At 54.2% G+C, this 24,322-nt stretch carries 21 protein-coding genes; 12 read left to right on the top strand and 9 right to left on the bottom strand.

The genetic code is table 11. The features are described from left to right. Positions 1 to 23: 23 nt before the first annotated feature. Both MTX78_RS05780 and MTX78_RS05775 read left to right on the top strand, forming a co-directional pair. Positions 24 to 1,094, top strand: a complete 1,071-nt coding sequence (locus MTX78_RS05780) for a M42 family metallopeptidase (RefSeq protein ID WP_243800724.1) — start codon at positions 24 to 26, stop codon at positions 1,092 to 1,094. A gap of 157 nt (positions 1,095 to 1,251) precedes the next feature. Continuing rightward, the gene (locus MTX78_RS05775; protein WP_317258932.1) at positions 1,252 to 2,076 is read left to right on the top strand and encodes an ABC transporter substrate-binding protein; all 825 of its coding nucleotides are present in this window, start codon (positions 1,252 to 1,254) and stop codon (positions 2,074 to 2,076) included. Between the two features lie 58 nt (positions 2,077 to 2,134). Here MTX78_RS05775 and MTX78_RS05770 read toward each other — a convergent pair whose 3' ends face one another. Together MTX78_RS05770 and aroB are read right to left on the bottom strand one after the other, a co-directional pair. Next, entirely contained in the window at positions 2,135 to 3,265 is a 1,131-nt protein-coding gene (locus MTX78_RS05770; protein WP_317258931.1) for a 3-phosphoshikimate 1-carboxyvinyltransferase, read from the bottom strand. Between the two features lie 242 nt (positions 3,266 to 3,507). Beyond that, complete coding sequence (aroB, locus tag MTX78_RS05765; RefSeq protein WP_243800723.1) at positions 3,508 to 4,548, bottom strand: 3-dehydroquinate synthase; 1,041 nt, start codon at positions 4,546 to 4,548, stop codon at positions 3,508 to 3,510. Positions 4,549 to 4,700: 152 nt separating this feature from the next. On the opposite strand from aroB, the gene MTX78_RS05760 reads away from it, so the two are divergent. After that, on the top strand, positions 4,701 to 5,117 hold the full coding sequence (locus tag MTX78_RS05760; RefSeq protein WP_243800718.1) for a hypothetical protein: 417 nt from the start codon (positions 4,701 to 4,703) through the stop codon (positions 5,115 to 5,117). A gap of 145 nt (positions 5,118 to 5,262) precedes the next feature. On the opposite strand, the gene MTX78_RS05755 is transcribed toward MTX78_RS05760, so the two are convergent. After that, positions 5,263 to 6,360 (bottom strand): chorismate mutase, encoded by a 1,098-nt coding sequence (locus MTX78_RS05755; protein WP_243800716.1) that lies wholly within the window; start codon positions 6,358 to 6,360, stop codon positions 5,263 to 5,265. 164 nt (positions 6,361 to 6,524) lie between these two features. On the opposite strand from MTX78_RS05755, the gene MTX78_RS05750 reads away from it, so the two are divergent. The 6 genes from MTX78_RS05750 to lysS all read left to right on the top strand — a co-directional run bounded on the left by MTX78_RS05750 (position 6,525) and on the right by lysS (position 14,851). Beyond that, complete coding sequence (locus tag MTX78_RS05750; RefSeq protein ID WP_243800714.1) at positions 6,525 to 7,715, top strand: proline dehydrogenase family protein; 1,191 nt, start codon at positions 6,525 to 6,527, stop codon at positions 7,713 to 7,715. A 117-nt stretch (positions 7,716 to 7,832) separates the two neighbouring features. Then, the gene (locus MTX78_RS05745; RefSeq protein WP_243800712.1) at positions 7,833 to 8,201 is read left to right on the top strand and encodes a hypothetical protein; all 369 of its coding nucleotides are present in this window, start codon (positions 7,833 to 7,835) and stop codon (positions 8,199 to 8,201) included. 533 nt (positions 8,202 to 8,734) lie between these two features. Next, positions 8,735 to 9,229, top strand: a complete 495-nt coding sequence (locus tag MTX78_RS25415) for a hypothetical protein (protein WP_243802817.1) — start codon at positions 8,735 to 8,737, stop codon at positions 9,227 to 9,229. Positions 9,230 to 9,546: 317 nt separating this feature from the next. Further along, on the top strand, positions 9,547 to 11,697 hold the full coding sequence (locus MTX78_RS05735) for a carboxy terminal-processing peptidase (protein WP_243800711.1): 2,151 nt from the start codon (positions 9,547 to 9,549) through the stop codon (positions 11,695 to 11,697). A 288-nt stretch (positions 11,698 to 11,985) separates the two neighbouring features. Then, a complete protein-coding gene (locus MTX78_RS05730) occupies positions 11,986 to 13,017 on the top strand; it encodes a hypothetical protein (protein ID WP_243800710.1) in 1,032 nt (343 codons plus the stop codon). 280 nt (positions 13,018 to 13,297) lie between these two features. Then, positions 13,298 to 14,851: a lysine--tRNA ligase gene (gene lysS, locus MTX78_RS05725; protein ID WP_243800709.1), complete on the top strand. Its 1,554-nt coding sequence runs from the start codon at positions 13,298 to 13,300 to the stop codon at positions 14,849 to 14,851. A 703-nt stretch (positions 14,852 to 15,554) separates the two neighbouring features. Here the strand turns inward: lysS and MTX78_RS05720 are convergent. Together MTX78_RS05720 and MTX78_RS25330 are read right to left on the bottom strand one after the other, a co-directional pair. Continuing rightward, positions 15,555 to 15,932 carry a YtxH domain-containing protein gene (locus MTX78_RS05720; protein WP_243800708.1) on the bottom strand — a complete coding sequence of 126 codons (378 nt, stop codon included), beginning with the start codon at positions 15,930 to 15,932 and terminating at the stop codon, positions 15,555 to 15,557. Between the two features lie 193 nt (positions 15,933 to 16,125). Continuing rightward, complete coding sequence (locus MTX78_RS25330) at positions 16,126 to 16,560, bottom strand: CsbD family protein (protein ID WP_317258929.1); 435 nt, start codon at positions 16,558 to 16,560, stop codon at positions 16,126 to 16,128. 375 nt (positions 16,561 to 16,935) lie between these two features. On the opposite strand from MTX78_RS25330, the gene MTX78_RS05705 reads away from it, so the two are divergent. Then, on the top strand, positions 16,936 to 17,178 hold the full coding sequence (locus tag MTX78_RS05705) for a Kazal-type serine protease inhibitor family protein (RefSeq protein WP_243800707.1): 243 nt from the start codon (positions 16,936 to 16,938) through the stop codon (positions 17,176 to 17,178). A gap of 22 nt (positions 17,179 to 17,200) precedes the next feature. Beyond that, a complete protein-coding gene (locus MTX78_RS05700; protein WP_243800706.1) occupies positions 17,201 to 17,572 on the top strand; it encodes a cupin domain-containing protein in 372 nt (123 codons plus the stop codon). Between the two features lie 29 nt (positions 17,573 to 17,601). Here MTX78_RS05700 and MTX78_RS05695 read toward each other — a convergent pair whose 3' ends face one another. From MTX78_RS05695 to MTX78_RS05685, 3 genes are all read right to left on the bottom strand, one after another. Next, on the bottom strand, positions 17,602 to 18,474 hold the full coding sequence (locus MTX78_RS05695; RefSeq protein ID WP_243800705.1) for a hypothetical protein: 873 nt from the start codon (positions 18,472 to 18,474) through the stop codon (positions 17,602 to 17,604). A 168-nt stretch (positions 18,475 to 18,642) separates the two neighbouring features. Further along, a complete protein-coding gene (xylA, locus tag MTX78_RS05690; RefSeq protein ID WP_243800704.1) occupies positions 18,643 to 19,974 on the bottom strand; it encodes a xylose isomerase in 1,332 nt (443 codons plus the stop codon). Next, positions 19,964 to 21,478 carry a xylulokinase gene (locus MTX78_RS05685; RefSeq protein WP_243800703.1) on the bottom strand — a complete coding sequence of 505 codons (1,515 nt, stop codon included), beginning with the start codon at positions 21,476 to 21,478 and terminating at the stop codon, positions 19,964 to 19,966. Before MTX78_RS05685 ends, xylA begins: the two co-directional genes overlap by 11 nt. 492 nt (positions 21,479 to 21,970) lie before the next feature. Here MTX78_RS05685 and MTX78_RS05680 point away from each other — a divergent pair, with 492 nt between their 5' ends. Then, complete coding sequence (locus MTX78_RS05680; protein WP_243800702.1) at positions 21,971 to 22,831, top strand: dienelactone hydrolase family protein; 861 nt, start codon at positions 21,971 to 21,973, stop codon at positions 22,829 to 22,831. A 109-nt stretch (positions 22,832 to 22,940) separates the two neighbouring features. Here the strand turns inward: MTX78_RS05680 and ilvA are convergent, their stop codons facing one another. Further along, on the bottom strand, positions 22,941 to 24,209 hold the full coding sequence (gene ilvA / locus MTX78_RS05675) for a threonine ammonia-lyase IlvA (protein ID WP_243800701.1): 1,269 nt from the start codon (positions 24,207 to 24,209) through the stop codon (positions 22,941 to 22,943). Positions 24,210 to 24,322: the final 113 nt, after the last annotated feature.

The following is a 24,322-nucleotide window of genomic DNA, read 5'->3' as shown; positions in this document are numbered from 1 at the left end:
TTTTACCATCGAGTTTCTATTTCATGCGACAGGAAAGCTTCGATTTTTTACAGAAGTACCTCAATAACCCCTCTCCCACCGGTTTCGAGAAAGAAGGTCAGAAAATATGGCTTGACTACATCAAGCCGTATATCGACGAGTATTTCGTGGACACGTACGGCACAGTCGTGGGGGTTATCAATCCAGAGGCGAAATACAAAGTGGTTATCGAGGCTCATGCCGACGAAATCAGCTATTTCGTCAACTTCATTACGGAGTCTGGATTCTTGTATCTGCGCCGCAACGGTGGTTCCGACCCATTGGTAGCTCCTAGCAAGCGGGTAAACATCCATACAGCCAAGGGCATTGTGAAAGCGGTGTTCGGTTGGCCCGCTATTCACGTGCGGAAAGTAGAGCAAGACAAGGCTCCTACCATTGAAACGGTATTTTTGGACTGCGGCGCCTCCAGCAAAGAGGAAGTCGAGCAAATGGGCATCCACGTGGGCTCCGTCGTTACGTTCGAAGACGAGTTCATGGTGCTCAACGACAAGTACTACGTGGGCCGGGCACTGGACAACCGCGTCGGTGGATTTATGATAGCCGAGGTGGCTCGGATGCTAAAGGAAAACGGTAACACGCTGCCCTTCGGCCTCTACATTGTGAATGCAGTACAAGAGGAAATTGGCCTGCGAGGCGCTGAAATGGTAGCGCACCGCATTCAACCCGACGTAGCCATCATCACGGACGTGACTCACGACACCCAGTCGCCGATGTATGAAAAGAAGACAGCTGGCGACTTGTTCTGCGGGAAAGGACCAGTGATAACCTATGGTCCGGCCGTGCAAAACAACCTGCGCGACCTAATCATCCGGACCGCTCAGGAAGCGGAAATTCCGTTCCAGCGCGCCGCCGCTACCCGCGCCACCGGCACCGATACAGATGCATTTGCTTACTCAGGAGCAGGAGTAGCTTCTGCTCTGATTTCGTTGCCACTCAAGTACATGCACACAACCGTTGAAACAGTGCACAAAGATGATGTGGAGGCTGTGACCAAGCTCATCTATGAAACGCTGCTGCGCATTGAGGACAACCATGATTTCCGATACTTCAGCTAATCGTAGCATTCAGCTCAGCTAGATCGTACCAAGTATCAAGAACAGAAACGGCCGCTCATATTGTGAGCGGCCGTTTGCTTTACTGAGTGCATCTAGGCGGCCCTTATGCTGCTAACACTCTTTGCTTTCTTTGCCACATTGCTCCACCAACTCCCCTATGCTGCCAATGAATTTTGATATATGTAAGGTGCCGCTTACTGTCACCGATCAGATGGGTCAGCGCGTAGTGGTGCCGTTTCCGCCGCAACGCATTGTGTCGCTGGTGCCGTCGCAAACGGAGTTGCTGTACGACTTGGGTATCGGAAACCGGGTTGTAGGCGTCACAAAGTTTTGCATTCACCCACCGGTTGCTCGTCAACAAGCTATGGTTATCGGCGGAACAAAAAACTTCGACTTCGCCAAAATTGCTTCTTGTAAGCCAGACCTGATCATCGGCAACAAAGAGGAAAATTATCAGGAGGGCATACAACTGCTGGCTTTGCAATACCCTGTGTGGCTTAGTGACATCTACACGCTACCAAACGCCCTCGATATGATAAGCCGGGTGGCGCTCCTTACTGGCCGCAAACACATAGCAGAACCGTTGCTTGCTGAAATAGCGCAGTCGTTCGAAGCGTTGCCAGTCGTTTCCACCCCTATTCCAGCCGCTTATTTCATTTGGCGCAAGCCGTACATGGTAGCGGCTTCCGGCACATTCATCGATGACATGCTGCGCCGAGCTGGGTACAGCAATGTGTTCAGCCACCTTGGCCGATACCCAGAGGTTACGCCCGAACTGGTAGCTGCAGCAGCTCCACAGCAGATTCTGCTTTCGTCGGAGCCGTATCCGTTCAGTGAAAAGCATATAGCTGAGTTTCAAACTATGTGCCCGCAAGCTCAGATTCGCATTGTAGATGGCGAGCTATTCAGCTGGCATGGTAGCCGGCTGAGATACTCTGCCGGCTATTTTAAGTCATTGACTACTGCCAATTTCGCGTCTTAGCAACAGCCAGCGGCTAAGGTTGTATCACCATGACGCATCAGCGCAAGCCGGCGCGTCACTACTGAACTTCAGTAGTGAACCCAGCTTTTTCCAGCTCCGACCAGAACTGTGGATACGACTTGCGTACTACTTTTGGAGCCTCGATGGTGATAGCACCACGCAACGCCAACGGCGCGAAAGCCATAGCCATGCGGTGGTCATGGTAGGTGGCTACAGTTTGGCCGGCTACGTGGAAGTTCTCCGTGGACACCCGGAAGAACCCTTCTGTTTCCTCGGTGAGGAAAGCGCCAAAGTTGGCCAACTCCGTTTGCAACGCGAAAATTCGGTCGGTTTCCTTGATGCGTAGGCTTTCTAGGCCAGTCATGAGTACAGGCACATTCAAAGCAGCGGCTACCACGGCAACCGTCTGCGCTAGGTCGGGGCAGTCGGTGAAATCTTGGGTGAAGCCAGCGGAAGGAGTGGTTTGTACCAGCCGGACGCCATCGGTTAGGAATTCCGTGGTTACTCCTAGCTGCGCCATGATGTCAACAATGGCTTGGTCGCCTTGCCAGGAATAACGGCGCAAACCAGGCAGCGTGATGTGCGAACCCGCAGGCGCCAAGGCTACCATAGCATACCAGTAACTTGCCGCCGACCAATCCGATTCGATGGTATAGTCAGCGGGTTGGTAGCGGCCGGCGCGGGCCTCCAACGCCGTGCCTAAGTCGCGGCATTCGCCTCCGAAGTGCTGCATTAGGGCCATCGTCATCCGGATGTAGGGGCGCGAGCCAACTTTGCCCGTTAGCCAAATTCGCAGCCCGTTGGGCAGCATAGGTCCTACCATCAACAACGCCGAAATGTACTGGCTGCTGATGTCGCCGCGCACTTTCAGCTCGGTGGGTTCATTTTCTGTCTCCTGTTCTGGCGCCACCACTTTCCAGCCACGTAGGCGCAACGGCGGGTACCCTTCTGCTTCTTCGTAGGAAATATCGGCCCCGAGCTGGCGCAATGCTTCCACCAATACAGCTATGGGCCGCTCTCGCATACGAGCAGTGCCGGTAAGCAAGGCGTGGCGGTCGGTTACGGCCAGATAGGCCGTCAGGAAACGCATAACGGTACCCGCGTCTTCGGCATCGAGTTCGAGAGTGGTTGGGTCGGCCAGCAAACGTTGCATGAGCTGCGTGTCGTTGGCATCGGAAAGATTATCCAATTGCCCGCCACCTGCCAGAGCCTGTAAGATAAGAGCGCGGTTGCTTTCACTTTTCGAAGCCGGCAACTGAGCCGTTCCACGCAGGGGGCCATTAGGCCATGTAAGATTGACAGAAGAGCTGATAGCAGTACAGATGAACCACCAGCCGGAGCTAGTGAATGAGTGAAAGAAGAGTTCAAGACAAAGTATAAGCGGTTGGATGGTACGTGATGCGCTACCCAATCCACGGCTGGGCCACCATGCTACAGCCGATGGTAATACCGCAATGACTCCGCTATTTCTGCCACGGTAACAGGCTGATTGTAGACACCGCGGCCAATTGTTTCAAGCAAGGTACAGTTGATGGTGGTACCCGCGTTTTTCTTGTCCTGGCGAGCGTACTCGGCAATAGCTTCGGTTTCTAGAGTTACAAACTGCACTTTCTCGAAAACCGAAAACAGGAATGTCTCGATCTGGTCGAGTTCAGTATCACTGAGCAAGCCGTGTTGCACACTCAGCCAAGCCTCACATACCATACCAGCCGCTACCGCCTCGCCGTGCAATATCTCGCGACCGGGTTGGGAAAGCAGAAAGCTCTCCAACGCATGGCCCACGGTGTGGCCAAAGTTGAGCAGTTTGCGTGGGCCTGCTTCCAAGGGGTCCTGCGCCACAATTTCCTGTTTCAAGGCCACTGAATGCCGGATGGTATCGGTCCAGTCGTCAATGAACAGGCTGTTGACCCGCTGCTCCTGGAAAGCGGCAGCGTCCGCAATCAAGCCATGCTTCACCACTTCCGCATAGCCCGACTTCAGTTGGCGAGGATCGAGAGTGGCCAGAAATGCAGGGTCAATAAAAACGCCGGCGGGCTCCTGAAAAACGCCCAAATGGTTTTTGAATCCCTGAAAGTCAATTCCAGTTTTGCCTCCTACACTGGCATCTACCTGCGCCAGTAAGGTGGTAGGCACCTGCACAAACCGGATGCCGCGCTTGTAGAGTGCCGCGCAAAACCCGCCCAAGTCGGTTATCACGCCCCCTCCTAGGTTCACTAGCACCGCAAATCGGTCGGCTTGCTGCTCCGTTAGGTTGTTCCACACGGCTTCGCAAGAGTCCAGCGTCTTGGCTTCTTCCCCGGCGGGTATCTCAATCAGAGAATGGGCTTCGGGCAGGTGCGGTTTAAGCAGCGGATAGCATAACCGGCTGGTATTGGCATCCACTAACACAAACACCTGACTTACAGCCGGCTGACGCAACAGGTCGGCAAGGATAGGCAATGCCTCCGGACCAATGGACAATATATTATTCAATTTTCACTTGTTTCAGAAGAAATAGAACAGTTCAGGTATGGCATTTGCGGAAGGCAATTCCATCATGATATGAAGCAAAAATAACACGATCCGATGCAACCATCTGAACCGTATCTTGCTCATGTCACCGCAACTTACATTCTATATTAATTATGACCTCCTCTACCCGCGGCTTATCTGCCGCCTTGCTCCTCACCATTCCGCTATGGGGAGCATGCCAACGAGAATCAATGCCAAAACCAGAGGAGCAACTAGTAGGTCGTTGGGAATGGCAGCGGACAGCCTCTCCCAACTCACCAGAACTTACTCCAGCCAGCACCGGACACCGTGTGGTAGTTGAGTTTGACCGGCGTGGCCGGGCTCGTTTTTACGAGGATGATGCCTTCGTTAGTGCCACTGTTTTCTCGGTTCGCAACGAACGGCAGGGCATCGGTAAACCACCTCGGCAAGTTTTGATGTACCGGGGTTACCGGGGTATGCAGATTTACTCGGTGTCTGGCAACACCCTCCAACTAATTGAAGCAAACGGCGACCCTATGGAGCACAACTACATTCGCGTACGCCAGTAACACAAGGCGCTAGGAGTTTACAGCTCCTTGGTATTCTTGTCTGAAAATTCCTCTGTTGTGAACATAGCGCGTGCCGAGGGTACGCGCTAAAACAGGCATTGCCGTACGGAAGAAAATTCCTCGCACGGCAATGCTTGTTCAACAGTTATTCTGGCCGCTGCATGATTTCGGTTTGTCGCCGGATGCTTTCCAGGTGAACCAGTTTGTAGAGTTCAGCTATAAACTTCTCGTTCACTCCTAGTTTTCGTGCCCACGCCTGCCTCGACTCGAAGATTTCGTTCCAGCGGTCCATTTGCAGGATTTTCACGTCGTTTTCCTTCTTGTACTCCGCTAGCTCTCCTACCAGAGCCATCCGCCTGGCCAAGCCCTCCATAATTTCTCGATCGGCTTCATCCATCTTCTGGCGTAGCTCTTCGGCCTTGTTCAAGTACTCGGCGTTGTTGGAAGAGCGGTAGCGGAAGTGTAGCTCATTTAGGATTTCGCCTAGGCGCACAGGTGTCACTTGCTGTGCGGCGTCGCTGAGGGCATGGTCAGGGTCGGGGTGCGTTTCAATCATCAGCCCATCGTAATCAAGGTCGAGGGCTTTTTGAGCAATGGGCAATAGTAGGTCGCGGCGCCCCCCAATATGGCTTGGGTCGCAGATGAGAGGTAGTTGCGGAAACCGGCTCTTCAACTCAATAGGCAAAATCCAAGTGGGCGCGTTGCGGTAGCGGGAGGGCGCAAACGTGCTAAACCCACGGTGAATAGCCGCCAAATCGGTGATGCCAGCTCGCTCCAACCGTTCCAGCGCACCAGCCCATAGCGCTACATCGGGGTTCACTGGGTTTTTCACCATCACGGGCACACCAGTGCCGGCCAGCGCATCAGCCAGTTCTTGAATGGCGAAAGGATTAACGGTGGTTCGAGCCCCAATCCAGAGCACATCAATACCGTGTGCTAGTGCTTCCTCTACGTGGCGCGGAGTGGCTACTTCCACGGTAGTTGGGATGCCAGTTTCCTCTTTCACGCGTTGCAGCCACGGCAAGGCCACTGAGCCCATTCCTTCGAACCCACCCGGCTTGGTCCGCGGTTTCCAGATACCCGCCCGAAACAAATCAACTTTGCCCAGTGCTTTCAAGCCGTGGGCCGTGGCCAGTACCTGCTCTTCGGTTTCGGCCGAACAAGGACCTGCAATAAGTAGAGGACTGCCTTTGGCGGAAAGCAAACGAGTGAAAAGAGTGTCAGAAACGGAAGTAGTTGGCATACAGCAAAGCAAAAAGAGAAGAGTTACGCTTGCACATTCACTGAATGAAAGCGGGAACAACTGTGTTCAGTGCAAGATACCGAGGCCGATAACCTGGCCCTGAGAAATCTTGTTTAAAGGCTACCTTTGCCTACCCACATTCATCTGCCCCAAAGCTACACCCAATGCCTCTAACCCAAGCTCCGCCCATTTCCTTTGATGACACTGCCGTCGCCTTCGCCTCGAAATCGGATGCAGAGTTGCGCAAGATGTACGCCCTGTTTGCGTCCATGAACAACAACACCCTGGTGAAAACCGGTGGGGGCATGATGAAAGCTGCACTGAAGTGGAGCATACCCGGCACTAAGTTTTTAATCAAACACTCGATTTTCCGCCAGTTCTGCGGCGGCGAAACTATCAAAGAGTGTGTGCCGGTGATTGCGGAGTTGGGCCGCTACGGCATTGGCACTATCCTCGACTACTCGGTGGAAGGGGAAGGCAGCGACAAAAGCTTCGACCAAACTCGCGACGAAATCCTAGCCACTATTGACTTAGCACACCGCTCCACGCACATTCCTTTTTCGGTGTTCAAGGTGACAGGCCTGGCCGATAGCGCGTTGTTGGAGAAAGTGCAGGCAGGCAAAGCCTTTACCCCTGCGGAGCAAGCCAGCTACGACCGGGCATACGCCCGGGTAGATGCCATTTGTCAGCGGGCCCACCAATATGGCGTGCGGGTGTTCGTTGATGCCGAGGAGAGCTGGTTTCAGCAGACCATCGACAACATGGCGTACGACATGATGCGCAAATACAACCGCGAGTCGGCCATCGTATGGAACACCTACCAGCTGTACCGCCACGACCGGCTCGACGCCATCAAAGAAGCGCACGACCAAGCCAAGCAAGGCAACTACTTCTTGGGTGGTAAGCTGGTGCGGGGTGCTTACATGGAGAAGGAGGCGCGGATAGCTAGCCAGCGTGGCTACAAAAATCCCATCAACCCAACGAAGCAGGAAACCGACGCTCTATACGATGAGTCGTTGCGCTACTGCGTGCAGCACGTCGACCGGATTAGCATATGCGCTGGCACCCACAATGAAGCCAGTTCTAAGTTACTCACTGCTTTGATGCAGGAATATGACGTCCAGCCCGGCGACCAGCGCATTTGGTTTGCGCAGCTCTATGGTATGAGCGACAACCTCAGCTACAACCTAGCGCATGCCGGTTACAACACCGCCAAATATGTGCCTTACGGTCCTGTAGACGCTGTTATGCCGTACTTATTGCGCCGCGCCGATGAGAATACCGCCATTGCCGGCCAGAGCAGCCGCGAATTTCTTTTGATTCAAAAAGAAATAAGACGCCGGCAAGGCCGTTAGTGGTAGTTTGCCTACTCGGCACGGTTTTGGGTAGCCGCCGCCCGTTGTTCCAGATAATGATACTGGAACAGCGGGCTTTTTTTGTACTTTCCGCCCCCTAACCCATTTCCTTTGCCCATGTTCGGCCGAATTCGCAGCCATTTGATTCGCTTTGCCCGTCATCAGGTAGGCACCATTAGCTACCTGAATCTTGTGCAGGAAGCTGAGTTAGGACTCAACTTGGATATATCGCACGAGAAAAGCCGCCTGAACGAGCTACTAGCCGAAATTTCGGAACAGGAACTCAAAGCTGGCCGGCCTATTCTAAGCTGCTTGGTGAAGGTAGAAGGCTCCAAAGGCCAAGGCGACAACTTCTACAAACTTTGTGAACGGCTAGGCCTTGGAGAATGGCGTACCCTAAAGCAACAAGAAGATTTGCTGAAAAATATGCGCCAGGAATGCCGGGCATTTTGGCAAGATGAAGCCAACTACGACCGTTGGGGATAAAGCTCGACTGTGCGAGCAGTAGTATAGCCCCGAAAAAATGAAAGGCCCTAATTATATATGTAACCCCGACCAGAACGGTCGCGTTTAGTGACATATATCTGGATGCAGTGTTCCACTCTCGATTACTGCACTGGGTTCTTCCATTTCCACCTATACATTCTCTCCACATGAACACCAACGAATCGAATAACCCGATGAATACTGGTACAGGCTCAGGCTCTAACTATGGTACCGGCAACGCTGGCACTGGCTTTGGCAGCGGCTCGCTCTCTACTGGTTCTAGCAGCAACGCTACGTCGGGTGGCAACCTAGGCAACTCTAACAGCGGCGACTCTAGCATCCCTGGTGCTGACAGCAACCCGAACCATGACTACAGTGCCACCCAGAAAGGTGCAGCCGTAGCAGGTTCAGTAGGTGCTACCGTAGGAGCTGGTATTGACGCCGTACAAAATGCTGCTAGCGATGCTGGCCGCGCTGTAACTGGTAACGATTCATCTTATGGTTCTTCAACCAGCGGTGGCATGATGACGGGCATGTTCCGTGACCGTGACAGCGCTGAGCGTGCCTATCAGTCACTTTCTTCGCGTGGTTATTCCAAAGACGACGTGAACGTGTTGATGTCGGACGAAACCCGCAATACGCACTTCGGCAGCAACACTCCTGACACCGAGCTTGGCGACAAAGCCATGGAAGGCGCTGGCGTAGGTTCGGCCATCGGTGGTACTGCAGGTGCTATCATTGGTGCTATTGCTGCTATTGGCACGTCGGTAGCACTACCAGGCCTGGGCTTGGTAATTGCTGGTCCTATCGCAGCAGCCTTGGCTGGTGCTGGCGCCGGTGGTCTGACGGGTGGTCTAGTAGGAGCCTTGGTAGGCTCGGGCATCCCAGAAGAGCATGCTAAAGAGTACGAATCCGATATCAAAAATGGCGGCATCGTAATGGGCGTAAATCCCCGTAACGACGAAGATGCTCGTTATTTCGAAGAAGAATTCCGTCGCAGTAACGGCGACAAGGTGCGTCGCTACTAGTCGACGAACCGCATTAATTAAAAAAGGCCCCTCCTACTCTTGGAGGGGCCTTTTTTTGTGCACCCGAAATAAGTATATTACTGCTTCTGCCGAAATAGCATATTCACTGCTTTTGGCTCGCTTTTAGTGGCTATGCTCAACCGTATTGCTTGCAACTTTTCTTCATTTCATTTGCCTTTATTGTTCGAATAGACGAACTACAAGGGCACTTATTCCACAGGCTCTGGCGTTTTAGCCTAACTGAGGTTGCTACCGTGCCGTAAGCACTATTATGGTTCCTGTTTAATTTGATTTTCCTCCATTTCACTCGCTTTTCCATGTCTTTTCCCCGAATCAAGATAGGCTTGTATGCCGCGGTGGTGCTGGCAGTTTTTGTGCTAGCTTCCTATAAGCTCTATCGCCGTGGCGACGCACGTACCCCACAAAAAGACGCCGTGCTGGTGCAGGTAATGCTTAACGGCCTTACCCAGATGCACTATCAGCCCGAGAAAATTGACGACACCTTTTCCAAGCGGGTCTTCGACCTGTATTTGAAACGGATAGATTCCAACAAGAAATTTCTGCTGGCTTCTGATGTAGCGCAGCTGCGCACCAAGTATCAGAACGACATTGATGACGAAGTGAAGCGCGGCACCCATGAGTTCATGGACCAAGCTAACGTGCTTCTTGATCAGCGGGTGAAAGAGGTGCAGGGCCTGTACCGCGACATCCTAACCAAACCGTTCGATTTTACGACCGAAGAGAACTTCGAAACAGATTCCGATAAGGCAAACTTTGCGGCTGACAAAAATGCTCAGCGTGATGAGTGGCGCAAGTTTTTGAAGTACCAGACGATGGTGCGCATTTCAGAAATGATGGATGCGCAGGCTAAAAAGAAAGACAAACCATTGGCTTCCACCAGCGCTACTCCTTCGCCGTCTACTACGTCTGAGCCCATGCGTACGCCCGCCGAAATGGAGGTTGAGGCCCGTAAGCGTGTGCTAAAGTATTTCGACGACCAGTTCAACGACCTGTTGCAGAACGACGCCAATGACCGGTTGGCTTTGTACGCCAACGTTATTGCCAACACCTACGACCCGCACACCGAGTACTTCGCTCCCCGCGATAAAGAGAGCTTTGACCAGGCTATGACTGGCCGCTTCGAAGGCATCGGTGCTTCGCTCCAGGAAAAAGACGGTCAAATCAAGGTGACTGATATTATCCCTGGGAGCGCCTCGTACATTCAAGGCGAGTTGAAAGCAGGTGACATTATCTCCCGCGTTGCGCAGGCTGATGCGGAGCCTGTATCGGTGGAAGGTATGCGCTTGGATAAGGCGGTGTCGATGATCAAAGGCAAAAAGGGTACGCAAGTACGGTTGACCGTAAAGAAGCCTGACAACAGCACCAAGATTATCTCGATTATCCGCGACGTAGTAACCATCAAGGAAACTTTCGCGCAGTCGGCTACCATCAACGAGGCCGGCAAAAAGATTGGTTATATCAAACTACCAACCTTCTACGCTGACTTCAACGACAACGGTGGACGCAGTTCTGCCGAAGACGTGAAGAAAGAACTAGAGAAATTGAAGCAGGAGAATGTGGCCGGTGTGGTACTTGACTTGCGTTTCAACGGCGGTGGTTCTTTGCAGGACGCCGTGGAAATGGCTGGCCTCTTCATCGATAGCGGACCAGTAGTACAGGTGAAAGGTCCACAGGGTGCTCCGAGCGTTTTGAACGACCGTGACCCACGTGTGCAGTACAGTGGCCCACTAGTGGTACTCGTGAACAAGTATAGCGCTTCGGCTTCTGAGATTCTGGCTGCGGCTATCCAGGACTACAAGCGGGGCGTAGTAATGGGTGCTGCTAGCACGTATGGCAAAGGCACCGTACAGCGTATCTTCGATTTGGACGATGCCCTTCCAGCTGAATTCAACAGCATCAAGCCATTTGGCTCGTTGAAGCTTACTACGCAGAAGTTCTACCGCATCAATGGTGGTTCCACCCAATTTAAAGGCGTAGTACCAGATATCATTCTGCCCGATGCGTATAGCTACCTCGACCAGGGTGAGAAAGAATCGGATTATCCGTTGAAGTGGGACGAAATCAGCCCAGCACGCTACCGCGCTTGGTCGCAGGCTCCGGCCACTGAGAAGTTGCGGACGGCTAGTCAGGCACGCGTAGCTTCTAACCCAAGCTTCCGCCTCATAAACGAGCTAGCCCAGCGGATGCGCAAGCGCAAAGACGAAACGAAAGTATCGTTGAAGCTCACTGCTTATCGTGCTGAGCAGTTGACCAACAAAGCAGAGTCCGACAAGTACGATCAGGCCCAGAAAGCAGCACAGCCACTGGCTATTGCTCCTCTTTCTACTGACCTGCGTGCTCTTGGCTCCGATACAGTGGAAGTGAATCGTGCTTCGCGTTTCACGAAGAACTTGTACAAAGACATCACGTTGCGTGAAGCAGTGTCGGTGGTGAAAGATCAGATGTAAAGTGGTAGGCTCATAAAGACCTATAGAGTTTTTATAAGCTGTTATACATTCCTAAAAGGCCTCCCTAGCTTGAGCTAGGGAGGCCTTTTTATTGCTACTTACAGTGGCACAATACAGCAGTTAAATATGTTAGTAAATCGACCCTAAATAATGCAGGCCAAACACCAAACTAATTCCTACGTAATCCATTGATAGTCAATACTAAAAATAACAATAATTTCGCCCAATATTTTTAGCAAATAAGAACTATAACCTATACCTTCATGTTAAACTAGCATGACAACGAACATGGAAACACCTATCATTCCGCTCGTGACGGACGAGCAGCAGAAGCTAGCTGACGAGACCTGGCGCAAGTCTATCCCGGCGCAGGTTTTCCTCAACTATTTCTTCGCTATCAACTACCATATCCAGGAGGCTGATGACGCCACCGGTGGCTTGCAACACCTGCCCTTTTTCCGCGCGCATCAAGCAGAGCTAACCGATACCGACCTGACAGCTATAACTAAGCTGTTGCACGCTTGCTGGAGCACGGAATACGCATTGCGTTCCACGGCCGAGCTAGGCGACGAGGACTACTTGCGTAACGCCTTGCACTGGACGTTCCCGCAGGCTTATCATACCATTATGGCTGGCTTGCAGGCTTTCCTATACACAGCAGGCGTACGTGGCAACAATCCTTCTTTGGTGCGCCGTGAGGTTGGCCGGTTAGTAGTTCGCAACGCGTACCCGCGGCCAGTGTCGTTCTATGCGGCTGGCTCTTACGGCGACTTTAGCATTCACCGCTTGCCGTTGGCGGGCTACAAAGCCGGGCTTAACATTGCCAGCAAGGAGATTGACGCACAGGCTCAGATTGGCCAGTTCTTGCGCACCACGCGCAAGATGAAAGCTCAATGGACTCGCCAGCAAATCCAAGCTAACCCCAACACGGCGCTGCGTAGCCAGAAGACGGGCAAGGTGCTCGACAAATGGACTGCTTCACACTGGCAGCAGATTACGTGGCGCTTAGGCTACACTACCATCTTCGACCTGCTGGGCCGCCTGCGCATTACGCAGACCAGCCGTGAGATTGAGCGCTACATAGAGGCCGAGATTGACTTCAAACTCTTCCACCAGTCGCTGCTCAACATCGTGAGCTACCTCAATGGCATTCACGAAACCTATGTAGCCAAGGCTATTGGCCTGGAGCGCTACCAGCAGCTAATCGACGAGTTGCCGAAGCACTTGCACCACAGCTTTGTAGAGGAACGCCTCCGCACTCGGGTGCAGCCTACCATCACGGGCGAAACTCCCGCTCCGCAAATGGGTATTGCCGCTTAAGTACCGCTCTGTATTATATTAGGTCTTACTCCATATACACCAAAGCGCCATCCTTTTAGGGTGGCGCTTTTTGCTTGTGGGCCATGTACGCGTGCACATTGCTTTGTGAAGCGAAGAACAGTAGTTGCGCTCGTTTCAAGTTAACCTTAGCAAGTGGAAAGCGGTTGAGTACGTATGACGCTTGCGCAGTACCAAGCCTATTAGGTTAGGCGAGTGGGCTGCGCTATTTTTGCGGCTCGACTTTTGGCCCTCAACGGGCCTTCTTTTTACTCCCTGCCCCATGCATCATCTTAGCGAACAGGAAATAATTCGTCGCAACAAGCTAGAGGAACTCCAGAAGCTTGGTATCGAGCCGTATCCTTCCGAGTTGTTCGACGTCAGTTTCTACGCTCAGGAAATTCTTGACAACTACCACCCCGAGCTAAACAACTTCCAAGAAGTAAGCTTAGCCGGCCGGGTTATGTCGGTACGGGTGATGGGTAAAGCCTCGTTTGCCGAGCTGATGGATGCCTCGGGCCGTATCCAGCTGTACGTAAACCGCGACGAAATCTGCCCTGGCGAAGACAAGTCTCTGTACAACAACGTCTTCAAGAAGCTAGTCGACCTTGGCGACTTTGTGGGCGTGAAGGGCCGCGTGTTTACTACGATGGTAGGTGAAATATCCATCCACGTAACGGAGTTCAAATTCCTGAGCAAAAGTCTGCGTCCGCTGCCCGTTGTTCGGGAAGCAGTTGACGAAGCCACTGGTGAAAAGAAAACGTACGACGCCTTCACCGACCCCGAACAGCGCTACCGCCAGCGCTACGTGGACTTGGTGGTGAACCCGCAGGTGCGCGACGCTTTTGTGAAGCGTACGCAGTTGGTGCAGGCCATGCGCAACTACTTGAACGACAAAGGTTATTTGGAGGTGGAAACCCCTATCCTACAGCCCTTGTATGGCGGTGCGGCCGCTCGCCCCTTCAAAACCCACCACAACACGCTGGACATGACGCTGTATCTGCGCATTGCCAACGAGCTGTACCTAAAGCGCCTGATTGTGGGTGGCTTTGATGGGGTATATGAATTCAGCAAAGACTTCCGCAACGAAGGCATGTCGCGCTTCCACAACCCGGAGTTCACGCAGATGGAACTGTATGTAGCCTATAAAGACTACTACTGGATGATGGACTTGGTAGAAGAAATGGTGGAGCGCGTAGCCCTGACCCTGCACGGCCAGACTGAGGTGCAGGTCGGCGACAACCTCATCAACTTCCAGCGGCCTTGGAAACGCTACACCATGGCCGAATCCATCGAGCACTTCACGGGCTTCAACATCGACGGCAAGTCGGAAGATGAGCTACGTACTGCGGCCAAAGAGTTGAAAGTGGCCCTCGACCCAAGCATGGGCAAAGCTAAGATCATCGATGAAATTTTTGGCGAGCATGTAGAGCCGAAACTGATCCAGCCTACCTTCATCACCGACTACCCGGTGGAAATGTCGCCGCTGGCCAAGAAGCACCGGAGCAAGCCGGGGCTAGTGGAGCGGTTCGAGGCTATCTGCAACGGCAAGGAAATCTGCAACGCCTTCTCGGAGTTGAATGACCCCATCGACCAGCGGGCCCGCTTCGAGGAGCAATTGGAGCTAGGTAAGCGCGGCGACACCGAAGCCATGGTGCTTGACGAGGACTTCCTGCGTGCCCTAGAGTATGGCATGCCGCCTACAGCGGGCTTGGGTATCGGTATAGACCGCCTCAGCATGATCATGACCAACTCCAATTCTATCCAAGATGTGTTGTTCTTCCCACAGATGAAGCCGGAGAACACCAAGTCGGAAAACGCACCAAAGCCTGAGTAATAATTGTCTTGCTGCTCAGAAAAGCCTGAGCGCTGCATGATAATGGACACAATAAAAAGAGCTTGCCTTGTGGCAAGCTCTTTTTATTGGCTGCCGGGGCACAATAACTTAAAAGAACTATTCAGACTACTGCCGGCTCGGTTTACCTATATAAAGCAGAAAGCCTCCCGCATATCACTGTGCGGGAGGCTTTCTTTTGTTTCTAACTTACCTTTCAGCTGAAAGACTTACTTAAAGAAGCTTGCGATGGACAAGTACGATTTTACTGTTTGATCTAGTTAACCAAGACCAAACAGAAGCTCTACTGCCGGCAATTTTACTTCAAGTGTGCTACTCAGCTTCTTTCAAGCTAGTTACATTCTCTTTAACGGCGGCGTGTTGCGAGAGGTTACGAGCAAACGCATTTTATTTAAAAAATAGATTCGCGTTAACCATACAAGCCTAAAAATCAGAAAGCCTCCCGCGCATTGAATAGCGGGAGGCTTTCCTTTTTGATACAACAAACTTACCCTTCCAACCGGGTTCTATTGCAGAAGCTTGCGATGGGCAACGCTAGATTTTACTGGTGGGATATTTAACCAATCCCGCCAGAAGCTCAGCAGCCGGCAATTTTACGACAATGAAATCTCCGATCTTCTTTCAAGTCGGTTGTATATTCTTTAACGGCGCGATTGAAATCAGGTTACGAAATAGAGTACTTTTTTTAAAGCCCTTTGCCGTAGCCAGCCGAATGACGGGCATCACCGCCACTACCATCGTAGTCAGAATCGAAGTCGTCGGCGCTACCAAGGGCTGGCTCTGTGAAACCACCGGGCGTATTGATGGAACCGAGCAGGCTATCGGCCGCTGAGCGGTCAGACTGCTGCTCTGCGGAAGCAGGAGCTTGCTCTTTTAGGGAGCTTAGGCGCGACAAACCGTCTTTGAACAGTTTATTGAGGTCGTCGCTGAACTTACCAGCCGACTTTTTGAGGCCTGCCCGAGTTTCTTCGCCGGTTTCGGGAGCCAATAGCAAGCCCGTTACAATGCCCGCAGTGGCTGCAGCAAGCAGAGAAAAAATCACTTTGCCTTTGGTGTCTTGCATAACAAACGCAGCAGTTATAAAGTGAGAAAAGAGAAGAACGCCGAGAAACAAGAAGGTGGCTGGCCGTTTCGCTGGGCAGCTTCCAGCAAGCAACTTTCTTGAGTGTGCTAACGGTCCTGATTAGGTTTAGGTTAACAAAAAAAGCCTCTGCTTTCTTGCGAAAACAGAGGCTTTTGTAGAAGGCTGGTGTAGCCTACAAATCATTCAGCATTTTCACGACTTCGCTTTTAGCTTTGCCGAGTTTCTGCTGCAAACGGCCTACTAGCTCGTCGCTTTTGCCTTCGGCATACTCTAGGTCTTCGTCGGTCAGCTGCGCGTACTGCTGCTTCAGCTTGCCTTTGGCGTCGTCCCAGGTGCCTTTCAGCTTCAAGCTGCTGCCAGCACCACCGATGCCTAGGTCTTCTAGTTTCTCAACGTAGCCTTTGAATTTAGCGTCCAGGTCTTCAGTGTATTTAGAGAACTGCTCGCCAAACTGGCCGCTGTACTTGGTAGCAGCGCTGCCGATTTTCTCGCGGGTGGCTTTGCCTTTATCGGGAGCCATCAACAAACCAGCAATGATACCGGCACCGGCACCAGCCAAAGCAGCGAGGAGAATCTTACCCGAGTTGTCTTCTTCGTAATACGACATAGTGTGGAGAGAGAAAGGTGATGAATTTCAGATCAATGACTCTCGGTGGCCGAGTGGTGGCCGCCGCGCTAAATAGGCTGTCACCAGCGTATCAAGTTTCTGCCATTCTGAGCCTAATACGGCGCCAAGCTGCACAGGTTTTCATTGAGCCCTAAAAAAGTAGGGTTTCACAATATAGCGGTTTCCTACTTGCTCGGCATGCCGCCAACGGAATATAGCTCCGCCGTACAATGGCCGTTGCACCCTTTGCGCTGCCTAAAGCGGATAGCTTAGATGGACCACCGCCACCCTAAACCCGCTCCTCCCCTAGCCGGGCCGTGTAGCCGTATATGACGCCGAAGTTCTACTTTCGCACTCCACTCTTCGCGTACGCTCATGAGAATCTTGTTGCCTCTGCTAGTCTTGCTGCTATCGGGAGCCTGCCAGAAACAGACCCCTCCCACTGCCGCCAAACCCTGCATCGACCCAGCCAAAATTCGTACGGATGCCATGTGCACCATGCAGTATGACCCCGTATGCGGCTGCGACGGCAAAACGTACGGCAACGCCTGTACGGCCACCAATGCGGGCCTCACCAGCTTCAAGCCCGGTGCCTGCCCCGGTTCGCAAAAGCCCTAACCCTCCCCTATCATTGCGTACTATGCCTGAGAAGCGCTATTTCCGCCAGCAGAACCCGTTTGTTGTGCCCACCACCGATGGGAAGCTCATTGAAGAGCATATTGGCTTAGCTAGCACCCAAACCGCCCAGTACAGCGTGGCCCATATGGTAGCCCCGCCCCAGTGGAGCGAGCCCCACCAGACCCCGGAGTTCGATGAAGTAACGATTGTGGTACGAGGCCACAAGCGGTTTGAAATCGACGGCGACGTAGTGGAGCTAACTGCTGGCGAGTCGTTGCTGATCAAGGCGGGGGCACGAGTGCGCTATTCCAACCCGTTCGATGCGGAATGCGAGTACTGGTCGGTGTGCGTGCCGGCCTTCAACCCCGCCACTGTGCATCGGGAGGAAGGATAAGCTAGTGGCGGCGCACCTAAGCGGACTGGCTACACGTCGATGTGCGGCAGACGCCACCGCCGGCCCTGAAGCTTCAGCAACGTGCGCTGCCAGCCAGCCAGTCCTCGATACGCCAGCTCTTGTGCGTGCAGTTCGGAGATGTTCACCCGGCTGAGTTGGGCGTAAAGCACATCGAGCCCTTGCGGTGCGTAGCGGTGCACTAGTTGCGTCAGCACCGGACGGATTTCTTTGAGGTTCCAGTAATGCAGCACATACGGCGCAGCCTCTGCCAGCGTCCTATCCGTTTGGAACTGCATACTAAAGGCTAGCTGCTCCATAATATGCTTGTTGTAGGTGGCATACAGCTGCTCAGCCAGCTCCCGTATGCCATCCAACAAGCTGGCGTCGTGGCTTGGGAAGCCAAGCACTCCAGAATTGTAGAGCCGTGTGGTGGCATCCAAAGTGAACGTGCGGCCATTGATTTGCCACTGGTGCCCCCGTAGACGGCGGTAGATTTTCTGGCTTAAATAATCTCCTTCCGCCATCACCCCCTCACAGACATGCATGTAGCGCTGCCCACCACCAAGGGCATGGAAGATGGGTTCCGGATCTTGTTGCCAGATAGTATCCGTATCCACGAATAACAGGTTGCCGGGATAGTGTTCAGCTGCGTGCTTTAGCACCTCTATTTTCAGCAAATACACCCGGCTGCCGCGCCAAGCTTGCCATTGCCCCGCACTAATGGGCGGGTACTGTATGTTGGCCGGTGTCCCAAGTACCTGTTGGAACTCCGTGGGCTGGTCGGTGTAGATAAGTATCTGCGCCAAGTCGCGCCGCGCAAGTCGCTGATACGAGAGGATGCTATAAATGCCCTCATTAATCAGGTCAGGCAACCCGTAGGCCAAGTAGATCAGCGAATTCATACGCCAAATTACGCAATGGGCCTTGACTACAAGCCGAGGCAGCTTCACTCCTCTGTGTTGGAAGCATACATACCAGCAGCAACCCAGCTGTAGCAATACCACAGAGCGCAACAAAAAAGAGGACCCACCTTGCGGTAGGTCCTCTTTTTTGTTGGTTATAGCTTGCGCTTAGATATACTGGTTGATGATGGCTTCGAGCCACTCCTGCTTGCCGCTCTTCAGCGGCGGCTCGCCCGCGTTGTGGGCAATCGTGCGCAGGTCTTCCAGCGTCAGCTGGCCTTTCTCGAAAGCGGCACCCTCGCCGGCATCAAACGAGGCGTAGCGCTCGGTGCGGAACTGCTTGTAGGGCGACTTCTCTAAAATATCGTTGGCCACCACCAGCGCCCGCGCAAACGTGTCCATGCCGGCAATGTGGGCAATGAAGATGTCCTCCAAGTCGGTGGAGTTGCGCCGCGTCTTGGCGTCGAAGTTGATGCCCCCCGGCTGGATGCCGCCGTGCTCCAAAATGATGAGCATCGACTCGGTCAGCTCGTTCAGGTTGTTGGGGAACTGGTCCGTGTCCCAGCCGTTCTGGTAGTCGCCCCGGTTGGCGTCGATGCTGCCCAGCAGGTTGGCGTCGGCCGCTACTTGCAGCTCGTGCTGGAACGTGTGGCCCGCCAGCGTGGCGTGGTTCACTTCCAGGTTCAGCATGAAGTCGTCCTGCAGCCCGTGCTCCCGCAAAAAGCCGAGCACGGTCGCCGCGTCGAAGTCGTACTGGTGCTTGGTGGGCTCGGCCGGCTTGGGCTCGATGAAGAACTTGCCCGTGAAGCCCTGCTTGCGGGCATAGTCGCGGGCTATGGTCAGGAACTGGCCCAAGTGCGCCAGCTCGCGCTTCATGTTGGTGTTGAGCAAGGTCATGTAGCCCTCGCGGCCCCCCCAGAAGGTGTAGCCCTGCCCGCCCAGGGCAATGGTGGCGTCGATGGAGTTTTTCACTTGCGTGCCCGCGTAGGCGACCACCGAGAAGTCGGGGTTGGTGCTGGCCCCGTTCATGTAGCGCGGGTTGGAAAACACGTTGGCCGTGCCCCAGAGCAGTTGCACGCCGCTCGCCTGCTGGTGCTGCTTGAGGTAGTCCACGATGGCGCTCAGGTTGCGCTCGTACTCGCTCAGCGAGCTGCCCTCGTCCACCAGGTCAATGTCATGGAAGCAGTAGTAGGGCGTGCCGAGCTTGGTGAAGAACTCGAAGGCGGCATCGGCCTTAGCCTGGGCCCGGCCCAGGATGTCGTGGTGCGCATCCCAGGCAAACTGCTTGGTGCCGGGGCCGAAGGGGTCGCCGCCGGTGCCGGTGAAGGTGTGCCAGTAGGAGACGGCGAAGCGCAGGTGCTCTTGCATGGTTTTGCCGGCCACCACGCGGGTCGGGTCGTACCACTTAAAGGCCAGCGGGTTGTCCGACTCGCGGCCTTCGTACTGGATGGGCGCGATGCCCGTGAAAAACTCGGTCTTCGTCAGCGTGTTACTCGACATGGGATGGTTGGGTTGTGGATGAAAGGATCTGTTGCGTCAGGGTGCGGTGCCAGCGAGCATAGGCGCCCTGGTACTGCTCCTGCAAGTCGGGGGTGGGCTCCAGCGTAAGCAAACGCTCTAAACTGCCAAATGCCTCGGCAGGACTAGCGTATACGCCTACCCCGATGCCGGCACCCCGAGCTGCACCTTGCGCAGCGTCTGTGTTATATAACTCTAGTGTTACGTTGCTGCTGTTTACGAAAGCCTCCCGGAACAGTGGGCTCAAAAACATATTGGCACTGCCGGCACGCACTTTCTGCACCTGCACGCCCATGCCCCGCATAATGTCGAGGCCATAGTTGAAGGCGAATACAATGCCTTCTTGGGCGGCCCGCAGCACGTGTGCGCGGGAGTGCCTATTGAAGCTGAGCCCGTGCAGTTCGGCTTCGGTGGGGCGGTTTTCCAAAATACGCTCGGCGCCGTTGCCGAAGGGGAGAAACAACAGCCCCTCCGCTCCCACTGGGGCTTGTGCGGCCAGTTGGTTCATTTCGTCGTAGGGTAGTTCGCCCACCACTTTGCGGAGCCAGCTATTTAGGATACCCGTGCCGTTCACGCACATCAGCACGCCATTGCGGGGCTGGGCTTCCGTACTGTTCACGTGCACGAAGGTGTTAACGCGGGAGCGAGGATCGGAAACGGGCGTTTCACTGATGCCATATACCACACCGCTGGTCCCAGCAGTAGCCGCTATTTCACCGGGCTCCAACACGTTCAACGAGAAAGCATTGTTGGGCTGGTCGCCGGCCCGGTAGCTGATGGGCGTACCAGCGTGCAACCCCAGTTCCTGCGCAGCCTCGGCCGTCAGGCGGCCATGCTCGGCGAAGGTGTCCACTACTTCGGGCAGCAAGTCCCGGTCAAGGCCATAGTAGTCGAGTAAGCCCTGGGCGACGCTGTGCTCCCGGAAGTTCCAGAACACCCCTTCCGACAAACCAGAAACGGTAGTTTGCAGTTGCCCCGTCATTTGGAAAGCAATATAGTCGCCGGGCAGTTGCACCTTATGGATTTGCTCGTAGATAGCCGGCTCGTTTTCTTTCACCCACTTCAGTTTGGAAGCGGTGAAGTTGCCCGGTGAGTTGAGCAGGTAATGCAGGCAGTACTCTTCACCCAGGTCGGTGAAAGCTTGGTTGCCGTAGTCGACAGCCCGGCTGTCGCACCAGATAATGGCTGGGCGTAGCACCTTGCCGGCTTTGTCAAGTAGAATCAGCCCGTGCATTTGGTAGGTGATGCCGATGCCGGCTACCAAGGCCGGGTCGAAGCTGAACTTGTCTTTCAACTGCTTGGTGGCATTCACGGCTTCCTGCCACCACCGCTCCGGCTCCTGCTCAGCCCAACCCGCAGCCTTCGCCACGATTTCCATCTCCTGTTTCGGCGATGTGGCGCTAGCCAAACACTTCCCGGTGTCGACGCTGAGTAACGCTACTTTGATGGAGGAACTGCCAATGTCGTATCCCAGCAGGTATTTCATAGAGAGAAAAGCAAAACAAAAAGTATGACGGCAAAAGCCAACAAGAAGGACGAAGAAGTGAAGCGTTGAAGGACCCTATATGCCGTGCCTACATGGCCCGGTACAAGCGGAGGGTTTAGCAGCTTCTCGGACGAAATATACCGCAACTCCACCAACGATAACGTTTGCAAAACCGATTATGCGGGCCAACTAGCTAAATAAATATACCGAAACCGTTGCCGGGAACGATTCCAGAGAATGGCGCAACCGGAATTATATTGTCCAATAATTTTCCGGCTGGACACAACTCGCCTTGTTTTCCTGGCTGCGTTCCAGGTAGCTTAGCAACTAGAGATGAGTTGCTGCAAGCAACCATTTGCGAGGGCGCTTTTGTCTTTTACAAATAAGGCTGCGCTGCTGCCACCAACTTGCCTCCGTGCCTAGTAGCGGAAGGGCCAAAGGCCCCCTATTTAAAACTTCTGTTTTCCTCAAGCTTTTCCTCCTCAGCCCCTCATGGACCAGCGCATTATCAACCTGTTCGACGAGTACACCCACGCCCCTCTCAGCCGCCGCGACTTCCTAGACCGCCTACACAAGCTAACCGGCGGCGCGGCTATGGCTGCAGCAGCGCTGGCCGTGCTGGAGCCCGGCTATGCCCAAGCCGCCACAGTACCCGAGCAAACCGATGACCTCGTGACTGAAGAAGCAACGTGGCCCGGCGACGCCGGCGTGACCATGAAAGGCTACTTGGTGCACCCGAAGGGTAAGAAAAAACTAGGCGCTGTAGTAGTGATTCACGAAAACCGCGGCCTCACGCCTCACATCAAGGACGTAACGCGCCGCGTGGCGCAGGCGGGGTACCTAGCCTTGGGCGTTGATGCGCTGTCGGTATTTGGCGGCACGCCTGCCAACGAGGATGAAGGCCGCACCATGATCGGCAAGCTGGATAAGCAGCAGAACTTGAACAACTACTTAGCAGCCCTCACCTACCTGCGCGGCCGTAAAGACTCGAACGGCAAAACCGGGTGCGTCGGCTTCTGTTGGGGCGGGGCCATGGCCAACAGCCTAGCCGTAGCTGAGCCCAAGCTCAACGCCGCCGTGGCTTACTACGGTACCCAGCCCAAAGCTGAAGACGTGCCCAAAATCAAAGCCACTCTCCTACTCCACTACGCTGGCCTCGATGAGCGGGTAAACGCTGGCAAAGACGCCTACGAAGCTGCCCTCAAAGCCAACAACATCAAGTACGAGCAGTACGTGTACGAAGGCGTCAACCACGCTTTCAACAACGATTCCTCCCCTGCACGTTACAACGCCGAAGCTGCTAAACTCGCATGGGACCGGACGCTGAAGTTATTCAAAGAGAAGCTAGCATAGGAATCAGCAGACTGCAAAATCAGAACGATAATCCTCTTAAAACGAACTAGCCCGTAGTGCTGAGCACTACGGGCTAGTTCGTTTAAGTCGGAGCATGAAATACTTTCACTTACACCAATAGCGCCAGGAAATCCTGCTTGCCGTTTAGGTATTCGAAGGCAAAGCCTTCTTCTGCCATGCGGGCCTTGATGCCTTCTACGTCGTGGGGCTGTTTGACTTCGACGCCGATGAAGACGGGGCCTTTTTCCTTGTTGTTCTTCTTGATGTACTGAAACTGGATGATGTCGTCGCCTTCGTGCAGCACGTTGTTGACAAAGCGGCGGAGGGCGCCGGGGGCCTGGTTGAAGGTCACCATGAAGTAGTGCTTGAGGCCCTGGTGCTGCATGGCGCGCTCCTTGATATCCTCCATGCGGGTGATGTCGTTGTTGGAGCCGCTGACGACGCACACCACCGTTTTGCCTTTGATTTGCTCCCGAAACTGGTGCAGCGCCGAAATAGTGAGCGTACCGGCCGGTTCGAGCACGATGCCTTCCTCGTTGTACATCTTCAGCAAGTCCTGGCAGATTTGGCCTTCCGGCACCAGCACCACCTCATCGAGCAGCTCGCGGCAGATTTCGTAGGTCAGCTGGCCGGGGCACTTCACGGCCGCGCCGTCCACGAAACTGTCAATGCTGGCTAAGGCGGCGTGCTGGTTGCCGCGGATGGCCGAGTACATGGAAGGTGCCCCCAAGGGCTGCACGCCGATGAGCTTGGTAGAGGGGCTGAGCTGCCGGAACACGCTGGCCACACCTGAGGCTAGTCCGCCGCCGCCGATGGGCATGAAGCAGTAGTCGATAGGGACGGTGGCGGCTTTCAGGATTTCCAGGCCGACGGTGGCTTGGCCTTCAACAATAGCAAGGTCGTCGAAGGGATGAATGAAGGTGCTGCCCCGCTCGTCGCAGAACTCGCGGGCGGAGCGGAACGAATCGTCGAAGCTGGCGCCGGTGAGCACCACTTCCACGTATTCTTTACCGAAGAGCCGCACTTTGTCCACCTTTTGGGCGGGCGTGGCAGCGGGCATGAAAATGTAGCCTTTCAAACCGAGCATCTGGCAGGCATAAGCCACGCCTTGCGCATGGTTGCCGGCGCTGGCGCACACTATTTCCCGCTCCCCGCTAATGGGCGGCAGCGTGAGCATCTTATGGTAGGCGCCCCGAATCTTGTAGGAGCGCACCACTTGCAAATCTTCCCGCTTCAGCAGCACCGTCGCGTTGTAGGTGCGCGAGAGGCCGTGGTTTTGCAGCAGCGGGGTTTTATAGATGACGCCTTTCAGGTTGCGCGCGGCCTGCTCCACATTTTCCAGCGTCACGGCCAGCGGCGCGGCTACTTCCTTTTCCATATCCTTCGTAATTGGTGTGTCTCCACGTGAGACTAGAACAAGTCATGCTGAGCTTGCCGAAGCATCTCGCGTGCTGATGCAGGAATAGTAATCATATATCAGCACGCGAGATG

Source organism: Hymenobacter tibetensis (assembly GCF_022827545.1).
Classification (GTDB): Bacteria; Bacteroidota; Bacteroidia; order Cytophagales; family Hymenobacteraceae; genus Hymenobacter; species Hymenobacter tibetensis.
Note: the sequence above shows the minus strand (reverse complement) of the source record. Positions and strands in the feature narration are given on the sequence as shown.